Annotated in this window: 2 protein-coding genes; one reads left to right on the top strand and one right to left on the bottom strand. The window is 62.0% G+C overall.

The window, feature by feature from the left end; translation table 11 throughout:
* Positions 1-14 precede the first annotated feature (14 nt).
* Entirely contained in the window at positions 15-1,352 is a 1,338-nt protein-coding gene (locus DFS21_RS13190; protein ID WP_102684990.1) for a TolC family outer membrane protein, read from the bottom strand.
* A gap of 348 nt (positions 1,353-1,700) precedes the next feature.
* Here DFS21_RS13190 and DFS21_RS13185 point away from each other — a divergent pair, with 348 nt between their 5' ends.
* Entirely contained in the window at positions 1,701-19,253 is a 17,553-nt protein-coding gene (locus DFS21_RS13185; protein ID WP_111532466.1) for an immunoglobulin-like domain-containing protein, read from the top strand.
* Positions 19,254-19,271 lie beyond the last annotated feature (18 nt).

Below are 19,271 nucleotides of genomic sequence, written 5' to 3'. Positions count from 1 at the left end.
ACTCAAGACTTCCCTCAGTTCATACCCGGCAGGTTCACCTTGGGCTTCAGGTCGTTCTGCACAACCGTTGCCATCGGCGCGACGACACCCTGGCTCTTGAGCAACTGGCCAATGGTCGCCTTGATTCGGTACTGAGTAAACATTTGTATGTTCTTCACCTCTACCAGACGACGCTGGGCGGTGAAGGTTTCATTCTCGCTGTCGAGCAAGTCGAGCAGGGTTCGCTCGCCCAGGCCGAACTGCTGTTGGTAGGCGCTGCGCACCCGATTGCTGTGATCGACATACTGCTGGGCGATCGGCACCTGGGCATTGGCGTTTTCCAGAGCATTCCATGCCAAACCTAACTCCTCATTGAGCTGGCGCAAGGCGTTGTTGCGAATGTCCAGGGCCTGGTTGGCCAGATACGACTTCGATTCCAGGTCCGCCTTGTTGCTGCCGCCGGCGTACAGGTTGAAGTTCATGCGCAGCATGGCCTGCCACTCATTGTTGTGGCCCACCGCGCCGTCGAGGTTGTTGTCGGCCGTTCGTCCGAGTTCGGCATCGAAACGCGGATAGAAAGTAGACTTTGCCGCTTCGTATTGCTTCTCGGCAGCCGCGATGTCCGACTCGGCCGAACGCAGGATCGGGCTCTCTTCGACCAGTTGGTGACGCGCCTCTTCGAGGGTGGCCGGCAGCAGGTCGACAAATGGCGCAGGCGTGCTTAACTCGTCGGGCATTTGCCCGACGACGCTCAGGTAGTTGGTGTTGGCATCGGCCAAGTTGGTCTGCTCGGTGATCAGGTTGTTGCGGGCCTGGGCCTGGCGCGCTTCGGCCTGGTCGAGGTCGGCCATGCGGCCTACGCCACGGCTGGTGCGCAACTTGATCTGGTCGAGGATGCGCTCATGGTTGCGCAGGTTTTCTTCGGCCAGGCGCACCATCTCACGGCGCGACAGCACGTCCAGGTAGACTTGGGCGACGGTCAGCGCGGTGCGCTCGGACGTCCCCAGCAGGGAGTAGGCGCGAGCGTTGACGGTGGCTTGTTGACGCCCGACCTCGCTGGAGGTGGCAAAACCGTCAAAGACCATCTGCCGCAGGCGGATCGCCGATTCGCCACGGTTGAGCGTCTCCCAGCGGTTGCGGGTGCTTGGGCTGTCGGTGCCCTCGCGGCCATAACCGGCCGTCACATCGACCCGCGGCAAGTAGCCGCCCTGGGCTGCACGCAGTTGGTAGTCCGCAGCCGTACGGGCGTTCACGCCGGCCTGGATTTCCGGGTGTACCTCGAGGGCCTTCTGCATGGCTTCAGGCAAGGTTTGTGCTTGAGCGAAAGAGGCGGCGAGAGCGAAAGGAAGAGCGGTGAACAGTGACGCACGCATTTTTACTGGTTCCCGAGAGAGCTGTTGTCCCAAATCACAGCCGAAGCCGTGCCTGCCTTGGAAAATGGCGAACCCTGATCTGTATGTAGGAAGCTTCCGAATAGGCAGTGCGATTAATACAAAAGAAAGGGGTTGGCTGGCCAAATATCAATGTGACATTACCTTGGCGATTGTTTAGGATGGCAGCCAGAAGGTCAATAGTTTGGCATAAACTTAATAGCCAGAAATTATAGACGTAAAATTGACGCAATTATGCGTCAAAAACATTATTGAAACATTCCATCAGTCGCCGCCTTCGAATGCCGGCCGGGCATGGAAGCCAACTGAACGGGTAGTCCGGAGAGTCCAATGAGCACTGTTGTTGCCATCGTCAAAAGCATTGTTGGCCAAGTCATCGCAGTTTCCCCAGAAGGCATCCGGCGCGTACTGATCGAAGGCGATCGCCTGCTTGCCGGTGAACAGGTAGACACCGGCACTGGCGGCGCGGTCACTCTGGAGCTGGCCGACGGCCGTCTGCTCGACCTCGGTCGCGACACCCAGTGGAGTGCCGACGCCCCCGACAGCAGCATCGACCTGAGCCAGGCCACCGCCCAGGCGGCGCCCTCGGTGGAGGAGCTGCAACAAGCCATCGCCGCCGGCGTCGACCCGACCACCGAACTGGAGGCCACCGCTGCCGGCCCGGCCGCGGCAGGCGGCGGTTCGGTAGGCGGCGGGCATAGCTTCGTCCTGCTCCAGGAAACCGCCGGGGTGGTCGACCCGACCATCGGCTTCCCCACCGGCCCAATAGGCTTTGCCAACGGGCTGGGTATCGATGAGCAGGGCGGGCTGGACGGCAACAACGCCAGTACCAACACCACCAACGCCCCGCTCACCACAGGGCTGACCCTGAGCGCCACTCCCACGATCACCGAGGCGGGTGGCGTAATTGTCTATACCGCCACCGTCGGCCAGCCACCGCTGACCAACCTGACCGTGACCCTGTCCAATGGCGCTGTCATCGTGATCCCGGCGGGCCAGACCACCGGCACCGTCAACGTCAATGTCCCGGCCAACGACACGCCCTACATCGATGGCGGCCAGATCTCCGCGACCATCACCGGAACCAGCGGCGGCAACGGCCTGATCGTCACGCCGAGCACCACGCCGGCGGTGACCGAGGTCACCGACACCATCGATACCACCACTGCCACGCTGACCGCCAACCCAAGCGTGACCGAAGGTGGCGTGATCACCTATACCGTGACCCTGACCAACCCGGCCCAGACCCCAGTCACCGTCACCCTGTCCAATGGCCAGACCGTCACCATCGAAGCCGGCAAGTCGTCAGGCAGCGTTGATTTCCAGACCCCAGCCAATGACGTCTATAACAACGGCAGCACCGTCAGCACCACGATCACGGGGGCAACGGGCGGTAATTTCGAGAATCTGGTGCCAAACCCGGCACCTGCGGAAACGAAGATCAACGACTCCGTCGACACTACCACCGCCACCCTGACCGCGACCCCAAGCGTGACCGAAGGTGGCGTGATCACCTACACCGTGACCCTGACCAACCCGGCCCAGACTCCGGTCACCGTCACTCTGTCCAATGGCCAGACCGTCACCATCGAGGCTGGCAAGTCGTCCGGCAGCGTCGATTTCCAGACCCCGGCCAACGACGTCTATAACAATGGCAGTACTGTCAGTACCACGATCACGAGCGCAACGGGCGGCAACTTCGAGAAACTGGAGCCGAACCCGGCACCAGCGGAAACGAAGATCAACGACTCGATCGACACCACCACCGCCACTCTGACCGCGACTCCAAGCGTCACCGAAGGCGGCGTGATCACCTACACCGTGACCCTGACCAACCCGGCCCAGACTCCGGTCACCGTCACTCTGTCCAATGGGCAGACTATTACCGTCAAGGCCGGCGAAAGCACTGGCAGCGTCGACTTCCAGACCCCGGCTAACGACGTATTCGTCAACGGCAGCACGGTCAGCACCAGCATCACTGGTGTCACCGGTGGCAACTTCGAGAAGCTGGAACCCGACACTACGCCGACCCAGACCGTGATCAGCGACAGCATCGACACGGTGACCGTCAGCATCGCCAGCAATGGCAACGTGACCGAGGCCGAACAGCCGACCTTCACTGTATCGGTCAGCCAGAAGCTCGACCATGACCTGACCGTGACCCTGTCCAATGGCGCCACTGTGGTCATCAGCGCCGGCCAGACCCAGGCCACCTACAGCCTTCCGGCCCAGGGCGACGACGTATTCAACGACGCCGGCTCCGTGACCCTCGCCGTGACCGATGCCAGCGTGGCGGGCAAGACCTTCGAGAACCTGCAGTTGGGTGGCGATGCCACCGTGCAGATCACCGACACCGTCAGTGAAGTGGTCGCAACCCTCACTGCCGACAAGACCACTGTGTCCGAAGGTGGCCAGATCACCTACACCGTGACCCTGACCAATGCCCAGGGTCTGCCGGTCAGCGGCCATAATGGCCTGACCTTCACCCTGACCGATGGCACCAAGGTCACCATTCCGGCAGGCAGCACCAGCGGCACCTTCACCATCACGGCTCCTGACGACGTATTCGTCGGTGGCCAGCCTTCGATCGTCAACAAGATTGAATCCGTTGCCGGTGGCGACAACTTCGAGAAGCTGACCCTCGGCGACAACTCGGTCACCACCACCGTGACCGACGAGCCAGGTACCGGCACTCCAGGCACCGACAACCAAGGCGACAAGGTCACCGTCACCATCGTCGGCAAGGGCGATGTCACCGAAGACCAGCAGCCGGCCTTCACCGTCAAGGTCAGCCAGAAGCTCGACCACGACTTGACCGTCACCCTGTCCAATGGCGACAAGGTGGTGATCCCTGCTGGCCAGACCGAAGCCGAGTACAAGGCCAAGGCCCAGGGCGATGACGTATTCAAGGATGGCGATACCCTGACTGTCGGCATCACCGATGCTGCCGTTGACGGCAAGGCCTTCGAGAACCTGGAACTGGGCGGCAACGCCTCGGTGCAGATCACCGACACCATCAGCGAAGTCGTCGCGACCCTGACCGCCGACAAGACCACTGTGTCGGAAGGTGGCCAGATCACTTACACCGTCACCCTGACCAATGCCCAGGGTCTGCCGGTTAATGGCCACAACGGCCTGACCTTCACCCTGACCGATGGCACCAAGGTCACCGTACCGGCCGGCAGCGCCAGCGGCACCTTCACCATTACCGCACCGGATGACGTGTTCGTCGGCGGCCAACCAACCATCACCAACAAGCTGGAAGGCGTCACCGGCGCCGACAACTTCGAAAAACTGACCCTGGGTCAGGACGAAGTGAAGACCTCCGTCACAGACGAGCCGGGCACTGGTACCCCAGGCACCGACAATCAGGGCGACAAAGTCACCGTCACCATCGTCGGCAAAGGCGATGTCACCGAAGACCAGCAACCGGCCTTCACCGTCAAGGTCAGCCAGAAGCTCGACCATGACCTCACCGTAACCCTGTCCAACGGCGACAAGGTGGTGATCCCAGCAGGCCAGACCGAAGCCGAATACAAGACCAAGGCCCAGGGCGACGACGTCTTCAAAGACGGCGATACCCTGACTGTCGGCATCACCGATGCTGCCGTTGACGGCAAGTCCTTCGAGAACCTGGAACTGGGTGGCAACGCCTCGGTTCAGATCACCGACACCATCAGCGAAGTGGTCGCAACCCTGACCGCAGACAAGACCACCGTCACCGAAGGTGGCCAGATCACCTACACCGTGACGCTGACCAATGCCCAAGGTCTGCCGGTCAACGGCCACAACGGCCTGACCTTCACCCTGACCGATGGCACCAAAGTCACCATTCCGGCGGGCAGCGCCAGCGGCACCTTCACCATCACCGCACCGGATGACGTGTTCGTCGGCGGCCAGCCTTCTATCGTCAACAAGATCGAATCGGTCGCCGGTGGCGACAACTTCGAGAAACTGACCCTCGGCGACAACTCGGTCACCACCACCGTGACTGACGAGCCAGGTACCGGCACCCCAGGCACCGATAACCAAGGCGACAAGGTCACCGTCACCATCGTCGGCAAAGGCGATGTCACTGAAGACCAGCAGCCAGCCTTCACCGTCAAGGTCAGCCAGAAGCTCGACCACGACCTGACTGTCACCCTGTCCAATGGCGACAAGGTGGTGATCCCTGCTGGCCAGACCGAAGCCGAGTACAAGGCCAAAGCCCAAGGTGATGACGTCTTCAAGGACGGCGATACCTTGACCGTCGGCATCACCGATGCTGCCGTTGACGGCAAAGCTTTCGAAAATCTGGAGCTGGGCGGTAACGCTTCCGTCCAGATCACCGACACCATCAGTGAGGTCGTCGCAACCCTGACTGCGGACAAGACCACCGTCAACGAAGGTGGCCAGATCACCTACACCGTGACCCTGACCAATGCCCAAGGTCTGCCGGTCAACGGCCACAATGGCCTGACCTTTACCCTGACCGATGGCACCAAGGTCACCGTTCCTGCCGGCAGTGCCAGCGGTACCTTCACCATCACCGCTCCTGACGACGTATTCGTCGGCGGCCAGCCGAGCATCGTCAACAAGATCGAATCGGTTGCCGGTGGCGACAACTTCGAGAAGCTGACCCTGGGTCAGGACGAAGTGAAGACCTCCGTCACAGACGAGCCAGGCACCGGCACTCCAGGCACCGACAACCAGGGCGACAAGGTCACCGTCACCATCGTCGGCAAAGGCGATGTCACCGAAGACCAGCAACCTGCCTTCACCGTCAAGGTCAGCCAGAAGCTCGACCACGACCTGACTGTCACCCTGTCCAATGGCGACAAGGTGGTGATCCCTGCTGGCCAGACCGAAGCCGAGTACAAGGCCAAAGCCCAAGGTGATGACGTCTTCAAGGACGGCGATACCTTGACCGTCGGCATCACCGATGCTGCCGTTGACGGCAAGTCCTTCGAGAACCTGGAACTGGGTGGCAACGCCTCGGTTCAGATCACCGACACCATCAGCGAAGTGGTCGCAACCCTGACCGCCGACAAGACCACCGTCACCGAAGGTGGCCAGATCACCTACACCGTGACGCTGACCAATGCCCAAGGTCTGCCGGTCAACGGCCACAACGGCCTGACCTTCACCCTGACCGATGGCACCAAAGTCACCATTCCGGCGGGCAGCGCCAGCGGTACCTTCACCATCACCGCTCCTGACGACGTATTCGTCGGCGGCCAGCCGAGCATCGTCAACAAGATCGAATCGGTTGCCGGTGGCGACAACTTCGAGAAGCTGACCCTCGGCGACAACTCCGTCACCACCACCGTGACCGACGAGCCAGGTACCGGCACTCCAGGCACCGACAACCAAGGCGACAAGGTCACCGTCACCATCGTCGGCAAAGGCGATGTCACCGAAGACCAGCAACCAGCCTTCACCGTCAAGGTCAGCCAGAAGCTCGACCACGACCTGACCGTGACCCTGTCGAACGGCGACAAAGTCGTCATTCCAGCCGGTCAGACCGAAGCCGAGTACAAAGCCAAAGCCCAGGGCGACGACGTCTTCAAAGACGGCGACACCCTGACTGTCGGCATCACCGCTGCTGCTGTCGACGGCAAGTCCTTCGAGAACCTGGAACTGGGCGGCAACGCCTCGGTGCAGATCACCGACACCGTCAGTGAAGTGGTCGCGACCCTCACCGCTGACAAGACCACCGTGTCCGAGGGCGGCCAGATCACCTACACCGTGACCCTGACCAATGCCCAAGGTCTGCCGGTCAACGGCCACAATGGCCTGACCTTTACCCTGACCGATGGCACCAAGGTCACCGTTCCTGCCGGCAGTGCCAGCGGTACTTTCACCATCACCGCTCCTGACGACGTATTCGTCGGCGGCCAGCCGAACATCGTCAACAAGATCGAGTCGGTTGCCGGTGGCGACCACTTCGAGAAGCTGACCCTCGGCGACAACTCGGTTACTACAACCGTGACCGATGAGCCGGGTACTGGCACTCCAGGCACCGACAACCAAGGCGACAAGGTCACCGTCACCATCGTCGGCAAGGGCGATGTCACCGAAGACCAGCAGCCAGCCTTCACCGTCAAGGTCAGCCAGAAGCTCGACCACGACTTGACCGTCACCCTGTCCAATGGCGACAAGGTGGTGATCCCAGCTGGCCAGACCGAAGCCGAGTACAAGGCCAAGGCCCAGGGCGATGACGTATTCAAGGATGGCGATACCCTGACTGTCGGCATCACCGATGCTGCCGTTGACGGCAAGGCCTTCGAGAACCTGGAGCTGGGTGGCAACGCCTCGGTACAGATCACCGACACCATCAGCGAAGTCGTCGCAACCCTGACCGCTGACAAAACCACCGTCACCGAAGGCGGCCAGATCACCTACACCGTGACGCTGACCAACGCCCAGGGTCTGCCGGTTAACGGTCACAATGGCCTGACCTTCACTTTGACCGATGGCACCAAGGTCACTATTCCTGCGGGCAGTGCTAGCGGTACCTTCACCATCACCGCTCCGGATGACGTGTTCGTTGGTGGTCAACCAACCATCACCAACAAGCTGGAAGGCGTCACCGGCGCCGACAACTTCGAAAAACTGACCTTGGGTCAGGACGAAGTGAAGACCTCCGTCACTGACGAGCCGGGCACCGGCACTCCAGGCACCGACAACCAGGGCGACAAGGTCACCGTCACCATCGTCGGCAAAGGCGATGTCACCGAAGACCAGCAACCGGCCTTCACCGTCAAGGTCAGCCAGAAGCTCGACCATGACCTCACCGTAACCCTGTCCAACGGCGACAAGGTGGTGATCCCAGCAGGCCAGACCGAAGCCGAATACAAGGCCAAGGCCCAGGGCGACGACGTCTTCAAAGACGGCGATACCCTGACTGTCGGCATCACCGATGCTGCCGTCGATGGCAAGTCCTTCGAGAACCTGGAACTGGGCGGCAACGCCTCGGTGCAGATCACCGACACCATCAGCGAAGTGGTCGCGACCCTCACCGCCGACAAGACTACCGTCACCGAAGGTGGCCAGATCACCTACACCGTGACGCTGACCAATGCCCAGGGCCTGGCGGTCACCGGCCATAACGGCCTGACCTTCACCCTGACCGATGGCACCAAAGTCACCGTTCCGGCCGGCAGCGCCAGCGGGACCTTCACCATCACCGCCCCGAGCGACGTATTCGTCGGCGGCCAGCCCTCGATCGTGAACAAGCTCGAAGGTGTCAGCGGCGCGGACAACTTCGAGAAGCTGACGCTCGGCAAGGAGACACTCACCACTACTGTCACTGATGATCCGGATACCGGCAACAAGGTATCTGTCACCATCGTCAGCAACGGCGATGTCACCGAAGACCTGCAGCCGTCCTTCACCGTCAAGGTCAACCAGAAGCTGGACCAGGATCTCACCGTCACCCTGAGCAATGGCGCCAAGGTGGTGATTCCGGCTGGCCAGACCCAGGTCGAGTACAAGGCGGATGCCCAGGGCGATGACGTCTTCAAGGATGGCAGTTCGCTGACCGTCGGCATCACTGATGCAGTCGTTGATGGCAAGACCTTCGAGAACCTGCAGCTGGGTGGCGATGCCACCGTGCAGATCACCGATACCGTCAGCGAAGTCGTCGCGACCCTGACCGCCGACAAGACCACTGTGTCCGAAGGTGGCCAGATCACCTACACCGTGACCCTGACCAATGCCCAGGGTCTGCCGGTCAGCGGCCATAATGGCCTGACCTTCACCCTGACCGATGGCACCAAGGTCACCATTCCGGCAGGCAGCACCAGCGGCACCTTCACCATCACGGCTCCTGACGACGTATTCGTCGGCGGCCAGCCTTCGATCGTCAACAAGATTGAATCCGTTGCCGGTGGCGACAACTTCGAGAAGCTGACCCTCGGCGACAACTCGGTCACCACCACCGTGACCGACGAGCCAGGTACCGGCACTCCAGGCACCGACAACCAAGGCGACAAGGTCACCGTCACCATCGTCGGCAAGGGCGATGTCACCGAAGACCAGCAGCCGGCCTTCACCGTCAAGGTCAGCCAGAAGCTCGACCACGACCTGACTGTCACCCTGTCCAATGGCGACAAGGTGGTGATCCCTGCTGGCCAGACCGAAGCCGATTACAAGGCCAAAGCCCAAGGTGATGACGTCTTCAAGGACGGCGATACCTTGACCGTCGGCATCACCGATGCCGCCGTCGATGGCAAGGCCTTCGAGAACCTGGAACTGGGCGGCAACGCCTCGGTGCAGATCACCGACACCATCAGCGAAGTCGTCGCGACCCTGACCGCCGACAAGACCACTGTGTCGGAAGGTGGCCAGATCACTTACACCGTCACCCTGACCAATGCCCAGGGTCTGCCGGTTAATGGCCACAACGGCCTGACCTTCACTTTGACCGATGGCACCAAGGTCACTATTCCTGCGGGTAGTGCCAGCGGCACCTTCACCATCACCGCGCCGGACGACGTGTTTGTCGGCGGTCAGCCTTCGATCGTCAACAAGCTCGAAAGCGTCAGCGGCGCGGATAGCTTCGAGAAGCTCACGCTCGGCAAGGACACCCTCACCACGACCGTGACCGATGAGCCAGGTACTGGCACGCCCGGCACTGGCAACGAAGGCGACAAGGTTTCCGTGACCATCGTTGGCAACGGCGCAGTCACCGAAGATCAGCAGCCGTCGTTCACCGTCAAGGTCAGCCAGAAACTCGGTCAGGACCTGACCGTAACCCTGAGCAACGGCGATAAAGTGGTGATCCCGGCCGGCCAGACCGAAGCCGAGTACAAAGCCAAGGCCCAAGGTGATGACGTCTTCAAGGACGGCGACACCCTGACCGTAGGGATTTCCGACGCCTCGGTCACCGGCAAGACCTTCGAGAACCTCGAGCTCGGCGGCAACGCCAGCGTTCAGATCAACGACACCATCAGCGAAGTCGTAGCGACCCTGTCTGCCGACAAAACCACCGTCAGTGAAGGCGGCCAGATCACCTACACCATTACCCTGACCAATGCCCAGGGCCTGTCGGTCACCGGCCACAACGGCCTGACCTTCACCCTGACCGACGGCACCAAGGTCACCGTGCCAGCGGGCAGCGCCACCGGCACCATCACCATCAATGCGCCGGACGACGTATTCGTCGGCGGTCAACCTACCATCACCAACAAACTGGAAGGCGTGACCGGTGCCGACAACTTCGAGAAACTGACCCTGGGTCAGGACGAAGTGAAAACCTCCGTCACCGACGAGCCAGGCACCGGCACTCCGGGCACTGGCAACGAAGGCGACAAGGTCTCGGTCACTATCGTCGGCAACGGCGCGGTGACCGAGGACCAGCAGCCGTCGTTCACCGTCAAGGTCAGCCAGAAACTCGGCCAGGACCTGACCGTCACCCTGTCGAATGGCGATAAAGTCGTCATCCCGGCCGGTCAGACCCAAGTTGAGTACAAAGCCACCGCCCAAGGCGATGACGTATTCAAGGATGGCGACACCCTGACCGTCGGTATTTCCGATGCGTCGATTACCGGCAAGACCTTCGAGAACCTCGAGCTCGGCGGCAACGCCAGCGTTGAGATCACCGACACCGTCAGCGAGGTCGTCGCCACGCTGACCGCCGACAAGACCACTGTGTCTGAAGGCGGCCAGGTCACCTACACCGTGACCCTGACCAACGCCCAGGGCCTCTCGGTCAACGGCCACAATGGCCTGACCTTTACCCTGACCGATGGCACCAAGGTCACCGTTCCTGCCGGCAGTGCCAGCGGTACCTTCACCATCACCGCTCCTGACGACGTATTCGTCGGCGGCCAGCAGAGCATCGTCAACAAGATCGAATCGGTTGCCGGTGGCGACAACTTCGAGAAATTGACTCTGGGTGACAACACAGTCACCACGACCGTGACCGACGAGCCAGGTACTGGTACCCCAGGCACCGACAACCAGGGCGACAAGGTCACCGTCACCATCGTCGGCAAAGGCGATGTCACGGAAGACCAGCAGCCAGCCTTCACCGTCAAGGTTAGCCAGAAACTGGACCATGACCTGACCGTCACCTTGTCGAATGGCGACAAAGTCGTCATTCCTGCTGGCCAGACCGAAGCCGATTACAAGGCCAAAGCCCAAGGTGATGACGTCTTCAAGGACGGCGATACCTTGACCGTCGGCATCACCGATGCCGCCGTCGATGGCAAGGCCTTCGAGAACCTGGAGCTGGGTGGCAACGCCTCGGTACAGATCACCGACACCATCAGTGAAGTGGTCGCGACCCTCACTGCCGACAAGACCACCGTCACCGAAGGTGGCCAGATCACCTACACCGTGACGCTGACCAATGCCCAGGGGCTGCCGGTCAACGGCCACAATGGCCTGACCTTCACCCTGACAGATGGCACCAAGGTCACCATCCCGGCCGGCAGCGCCAGCGGCACATTTACTATCACCGCGCCGGACGACGTGTTCGTCGGCGGCCAGCCTTCGATCGTCAACAAACTTGAAGGCGTCAGCGGTGCGGGCAACTTCGAGAAGCTCACGCTCGGCAAGGACACCCTCACCACGACCGTCACCGACGAGCCAGGTACTGGTACTCCGGGCACCGGCAACGAAGGCGACAAAGTCTCGGTCACCATCGTCGGCAACGGCGCTGTCTCCGAAGACCAGCAGCCAAGCTTCACCGTCAAGGTCAGCCAGAAACTCGGCCAGGACCTGACCGTCACCCTGTCGAATGGCGATAAAGTCGTCATCCCGGCCGGTCAGACCCAAGTTGAGTACAAAGCCACCGCCCAAGGCGATGACGTATTCAAGGATGGCGACACCCTGACCGTCGGTATTTCCGATGCGTCGATTACCGGCAAGACCTTCGAGAACCTCGAGCTCGGCGGCAACGCCAGCGTTGAGATCACCGACACCGTCAGCGAGGTCGTCGCCACGCTGACCGCCGACAAGACCACTGTGTCTGAAGGCGGCCAGGTCACCTACACCGTGACCCTGACCAACGCCCAGGGCCTCTCGGTCACCGGCCACAATGGCCTGACCTTCACTCTGACCGATGGCACCAAGGTCACCGTACCGGCCGGCAGCGCCAGCGGCACCTTCACCATTAACGCACCGGACGACGTGTTCGTCGGCGGCCAGCCTGCGATCGTCAACAAGATCGAAGGCGTCAGCGGCGCAGAAAACTTCGAGAAGCTCACCCTCGGCGACAACACGGTCACCACGACCGTGACCGACGAGCCAGGCACCGGCACTCCAGGTACCGATAACCAAGGCGACAAGGTCACCGTCACCATCGTCGGCAAAGGCAATGTCACCGAAGACCAGCAGCCGTCGTTCACCGTCAAGGTCAGCCAGAAACTGGCGCAGGACCTGACCGTGACCCTGAGCAACGGCGACAAGGTCGTGATCCCGGCCGGTCAGACCCAGACCGAGTACAAGGCTGCCGCCCAGGGCGACGATGTGTTCAAGGATGGCAGCTCGCTGACCGTCGGCATCACCGATGCCGCAGTCACCGGCAAGACCTTCGAAAACCTGGAGCTCGGTGGCAACGCCACTGTGCAGATCACCGATACCATCAGTGAAGTCGTCGCGACCCTCACCACCGACAAGACCACTGTGTCCGAAGGTGGCCAGATCACCTACACCGTGACCCTGACCAATGCCCAGGGCCTGTCGGTCACCGGCCATAACGGCCTGACCTTCACCCTGTCCGACGGTACCAAGGTCACCATCCCCGCCGGCAACGCTACCGGCACTGCCACCATCAATGCACCGGACGATGTGTTCGTCGGCGGCCAGGCGACCATCAGCAACAAACTGGTGACCGTCAGCGGTGCCGACAACTTCGAGAAACTGACCCTCGGCCAAGGTGAGGTGCAGACCTCCGTGACCGACGAGCCGGGCACTGGAACCCCGGGCACCGACAACCAGGGCGACAAGGTCTCCGTCACCATCGTCGGCAATGGCAATGTCACCGAGGACCTGCAGCCCTCGTTCACCGTCAAGGTCAGCCAGAAGCTTGGATACGACCTGACTGTCACCCTGTCCAACGGCGACAAGGTGGTGATCCCGGCCGGTCAGACCCAGACCGAGTACAAGGCTGCCGCCCAGGGCGACGACGTGTTCAAGGACGGCAGCTCGCTGACCGTCGGCATCACCGATGCCACGGTTCCAGGCCATACCTTCGAAAACCTGGAGCTGGGTGGCAATGCCACCGTGCAGATCACCGACACCATCAGTGAAGTCGTGGCTACCTTGTCCGCCGACAAGACCACCGTGTCCGAAGGCGGCCAGGTCACCTACACCGTGACCCTGACCAACGCACAGGGCCTCTCGGTCACCGGCCACAACGGCCTGACCTTCACCCTCACCGATGGCACCAAGGTCAGCATCCCGGCCGGCAGCGCCACTGGCACCGCCACCATCAATGCGCCGGACGACGTGTTCGTCGGTGGTCAGCCGACCATCAGCAACAAGATCACCGGCGTCACCGGCGCGGACAACTTCGAGAAGCTGACCCTGGGTCAGAACGAAGTGAAGACCTCCGTCACTGATGAGCCGGGCTCGGGCACACCAGGCACCGGCAACCAGGGTGACAAGGTCTCGGTCACCATCGTCGGCAATGGCAACGTCACCGAAGACCAGCAACCGTCGTTCACCGTCAAGGTCAGCCAGAAACTGGCGCAGGACCTGACCGTGACCCTGTCCAACGGCGCCAAGGTGGTGATCCCGGCTGGCCAGACCCAGGTCGAGTACAAGGCCGCCGCCCAGGGCGACGACGTGTTCAAGGACGGCAGCTCGCTGACCGTCGGCATCACTGACGCCGCAGTTACCGGCAAGACCTTCGAGAACCTCGAACTGGGCGGCAACGCCACCGTGCAGATCAACGACACCATCAGTGAAGTGGTCGCCACGCTGTCCGCTGACAAGACCACCGTGTCCGAAGGCGGCCAGGTCACCTACACCGTGACCCTGACCAACGCCCAGGGCCTGTCGGTCACCGGCCACAATGGCCTGACCTTCACCCTTTCCGATGGCACCAAGGTCACCATCCCGGCCGGCAGTGCCACCGGTACCGCCATCATCAACGCGCCGGACGACGTGTTCATCGGCGGCCAGGCCACCATCAGCAACAAGATCACCGGCGTCACCGGCGCCGACAACTTCGAGAAACTGACCCTGGGTCAGAACGAAGTGAAGACCTCCGTCACCGACGAGCCGGGTTCGGGCACTCCAGGCACCGGCAACCAGGGCGACAAGGTCTCGGTCACCATCGTCGGCAACGGCGATGTCAATGAAGCCCAGCAGCCATCGTTCACCGTCAAGGTCAGCCAGAAGCTCGACCAGGACCTGGCCGTCACCCTGAGCAATGGTGCCAAGGTGGTGATTCCCGCCGGCCAGACCCAGGTCGAATACAAGGCGCCGATCCAGGGCGACGATGTGTTCAAGGACGGCGGCCCGCTCACCGTTGGCATCAGCGATGCCAGCGTGGTCGGCAAGACCTTCGAGAACCTCGAGCTCGGCGGCAGCGCCACCGTGCAGATCAACGACACCATCAGTGAAGTCGTGGCCACCTTGTCCGCCGACAAGACCACCGTGTCCGAAGGCGGCCAGGTCACCTACACCGTGACCCTGACCAACGCACAGGGCCTCTCGGTCACCGGCCACAATGGCCTGACCTTCACCCTGTCCGACGGCACCAAGGTCAGCATCCCGGCCGGCAGCGCCACTGGCACCGCAACCATCAATGCGCCGGACGACGTGTTCGTCGGTGGTCAGCCGACCATCAGCAACAAGATCACCGGCGTCACCGGCGCGGACAACTTCGAAAAACTGACCCTCGGCCAGAACGAAGTGAAGACCAGCGTCACCGACGAGCCAGGTTCGGGCACGCCGGGCACCGGTAACCAGGGTGACAAGGTCTCGGTCACCATCGTCGGCAATGGCAACGTCACCGAAGACCAGCAACCGTCGTTCACCGTCAAGGTCAGCCAAAAACTGGCACAGGACCTGACCGTGACCCTGAGCAACGGCGCCAAGGTGGTGATCCCCGCCGGCCAGACCCAGGTCGAGTACAAGGCCGCCGCGCAGGGCGACGACGTGTTCAAGGACGGCAGCTCGCTGACCGTCGGCGTCACCGAGGCCGTAGTCACCGGCAAGACCTTCGAGAACCTGGAGCTGGGTGGCAATGCCACCGTGCAGATCACCGACACCATCAGTGAAGTGGTCGCCACGCTGTCCGCCGACAAGACCACCGTCACCGAGGGCGGCCAGGTCACCTACACCGTGACCCTGACCAATGCCCAAGGTCTGTCGGTAGTCGGGCACAACGGCCTGACCTTCACCCTGACCGACGGCACCAAGGTCAGCATCCCGGCCGGCAGCGCCAGCGGCACCTTCACCATTACCGCCAAGGACGACCCGTACCTCGGTGGCCAACCGAACATCGTCAACAAGATCGAGTCGGTCGCCGGTGGCGACAACTTCGAGAAGCTGACCTTGGGCAGCAATACCGTCACCACCAGCGTCACCGACGAGCCGAGCGGCCAGGGCGACCTGACCACTGTCGGCATCAGCGGCGACACCTCGGTGACCGAAGGCGACACCGCCCACTACAACCTGACCCTGAGCAATCCGTCGAAGTCCGAGGTGACCATCACCCTGACCTACAGCGGCACCGCCACCGACGGCCAGGACTTCACCGGTGTGGTCACCGTGAAGATCCCGGCCGGCAGCAGCGGCACCACCTTCGACATCAAGACCATCGACGACAAGCTGGTCGAGGGCTCGGAGAACTTCACAGTCAAGATCAGCGGTGCCACGGGCGGCGGCTTCGAGAACCTGCAGGTCGACGCCGGCAAGTCCAGCGTCACCACCACCATAATCGACAACGACCATGCACCGGTGTCGACCGGCGGCGCGGTGACCGGCAGCGAAGACACCGACTACGTGTTCAAGTGGGGCGACTTCAACGTCAGCGACGCCGATGGCAACACTGGTCTTTCGGTGACCATCAGCAAGCTGCCGGACCTGGGCGGCCTGAAGTTCTTCAACGGCACCTCCTGGGTCGATGTCTCGCTCAACCAGAATATCAGCCAGGCTGACATCGCCGCCGGCAAGCTCAAGTTCGTGCCGCAGGCCAACCAGTCGGGCGTCGACGGTTATGGCGGCAGCGGCGTGGGCAACAAGCAGGCCGACTACGCGCAGATCAAGTACAAGCCCAACGACGGCACCAACGCCGGCGGCGAAGTGACCATGAAGGTCGATATCGCGCCTGTAGCCGATAAGCCTGACCTGAACATCGGCAACAACAACGTCAACTCCATCGGCCTGCTCAAGGAAACCTGGAACAGCCTCACCGGCCTGGGCAGCAACGGCAACGGCATCACCGGCGATGCGCTGAAGAATGTCTTCGCCAACGCCGGCAATGCCAGCAAGAGCGAAACTGTCACCGGTGTCGACACCGTTGCCAGCGTGACTGCGGGCAGCGGCTCGAAGACTTCCGGCCTGATCTACCTGGAAGCCGGCAAGACCTACGCGTTCAGCGGTACCGCCGATGACAGCCTGCAGATCGTCGTGGGCGGCAAGAACGTCGCCAGCGGCACCTGGGGCTCGGGCAGCGGCGCCATCTCCGGCAGCTTCACCCCGACCACCAGCGGCTACTACACCCTGGAGATCTACAACGCCAACCAGGCCGGTCCTGGCAGCCTGGACGTCAACATCAAGGTGGGCAACGGCGCGGTCACCGACCTCAACAGCGCGAACATCCCGATGTACCCGAGCGTCAAGGACCTGACCAACGCCGGCGTGACCGTCGGCGACCTGCACGGCAGCAACAACCAGGGGTACTACGACGGCTACAAGCTCAACGAAGGCAGCGAGAACGGCGCCCCGGTCAAGCTGGTGGGCATCAGCACCAACCTCACCGACACCGACGGCTCCGAGTCCCTGAGCGTCAAGCTCAGCGGCATCCCGGCAGGCTCGGTACTGGCCGATAATGCCGGCCATACCTTCACCGTCGGCAAGGACGCGGTGGACGTTACCGGCTGGAACCTGGGCAGCCTGACCATCAAGCCGCCGGCCTACTACCAGGGCCAGTTTGACGTGAAGGTCAGCTCGACCTCCACCGAGAGCGTCGGCGGCAGCACGGCAACCAGCGAAGGTACCATCAAAGTTACCGTCTACCCGCAGGCCTACACCACCAGCAACCTGTCCTCGGACAGCGACAACATCACCGGCACCGACGGCAACGATGTAGTGGTTGCCGACGTCACCGGCCTGCACGTGGTGCCGGGCCAGGACTACAACCTCGCCTTCATCGTCGACACCTCGGGCAGCATGGGCTCGTCCGGCGTGGATGCGGCGAAGAAATCCCTGGAATCGGTGTTCAAGACCCTGGCCGCCAGCGTCAAGGGCGACCAGTCGGGTACCGTGAACGTCCTCCTGGTGGACTTCGCCACCCAGGTCAAGAGCAGTGTTGCGGTGACCCTGAACGATGCCGGCCTGCAGCAGTTGCTCAACGCCCTGAACAACCTGCGGGCAGACGGCGGCACCAACTACGAGGACGCCTTCAAGACCACCGCCAACTGGTTCCAGAACCTCAAGGATGGTGGCAATACCGGCAGCAACCAGACGTTCTTCATCACCGATGGCAAGCCGACCTACTACCAGACCAACGAGAACTCCAACCCGACCCTGGGCACCTCGGGCATCACCCTGGACACCTTCCTGGCTTCGATCAACTACAAGCCGGGCATGGCGTACAACGGCTACATCGACAGCAGCAACACCAACTACGTCAGCATCGACAATGCCGGTAACCTGCAGGTGCAGTACTACCGCAACGGTTGGAAATACGGCGTATCGGGCGAGCTGCACGCGGAAGGTAACGGCACCTACGAGCTGTCTTCGCGTGGTGGCCTGGGCTACGACACCAACAGCACCACCACGAACAACTCGCAGGACAGCTTCAAGTTGCTCTCGGGCCTCTCCGAGGTCGAGGCCATCGGCCTCAACAATGGCGTCAACACCAACGACCTGAAACCGTACGACACTGACGGCAAGCCGCAGACCAACATCGACCCGAGCAAGCTGGCCGAAGCCATCCTCGGCCATACCGAAGTCACCCAACCGGGCAACGACACGGTCAATGGTGGCGACGGCAACGACATCATCTTCGGCGACCTGATGGTCTTCGACGGTGTTGCCGGTACCGGTGTCGAGGCGATCCGCGGCTATGTCGCCGACAAGCTGGGCGTAGACGCGGGCAGCGTGGACGCACGGGCGATGCACAAGTACATCACCGAGCACTACACCGAGTTCGACGTCTCACGCAGCAACGACGGCGCCGACACCCTGCTGGGCGGCAACGGCAACGACATCATCTTCGGCCAGGGTGGCAACGACTACATCGACGGCGGCAAGGGCAACGACATCCTGCTCGGCGGCACCGGCAACGACACCCTGCTCGGCGGTGAAGGCAACGACATCCTGTTTGGCGGTGCCGGCAATGACATCCTCATCGGCGGCAAGGGCGATGACATCATGACCGGTGGCAGTGGTGCCGACACCTTCGTGTGGAAGGCCGGCGACCTGGGCAATGACGTGATCAAGGACTTCAAGGCAAGCGAAGGCGACCGCCTCGACCTGAGAGACCTGCTCCAGGGCGAGAAGGCCAGCACCATCGACAACTTCCTGAAGATAACCACGGTCAATGGCGAGTCGACCCTGCAAGTCAGCACCGAAGGCAAGCTCAACGCCGCCGGCGGCCTGGCCAACGCCGATGTGAGCATCAAGCTCGAAGGGGTCAACTGGTCCAACACCACGATCAACTCGTTGATCAGCGGTGGCGACCCGACCATCAAGATCGACAACTCCAACAGCTGATCCCCACCCCCGCGGCAG

It is taken from the genome of Pseudomonas sp. 2848, from assembly GCF_003253945.1.
Lineage (GTDB): Bacteria > Pseudomonadota > Gammaproteobacteria > Pseudomonadales > Pseudomonadaceae > Aquipseudomonas.
This window is presented reverse-complemented; position numbering and strand designations above follow the sequence as displayed.

Excerpts from the sequence above, each read along its gene's own strand:
- DFS21_RS13190 (WP_102684990.1), bottom strand. The coding sequence starts at position 1,352 with ATGCGTGCGTCACTGTTCACCGCTCTTCCTTTCGCTCTCGCCGCCTCT.
- DFS21_RS13185 (WP_111532466.1), top strand. The coding sequence starts at position 1,701 with ATGAGCACTGTTGTTGCCATCGTCAAAAGCATTGTTGGCCAAGTCATC.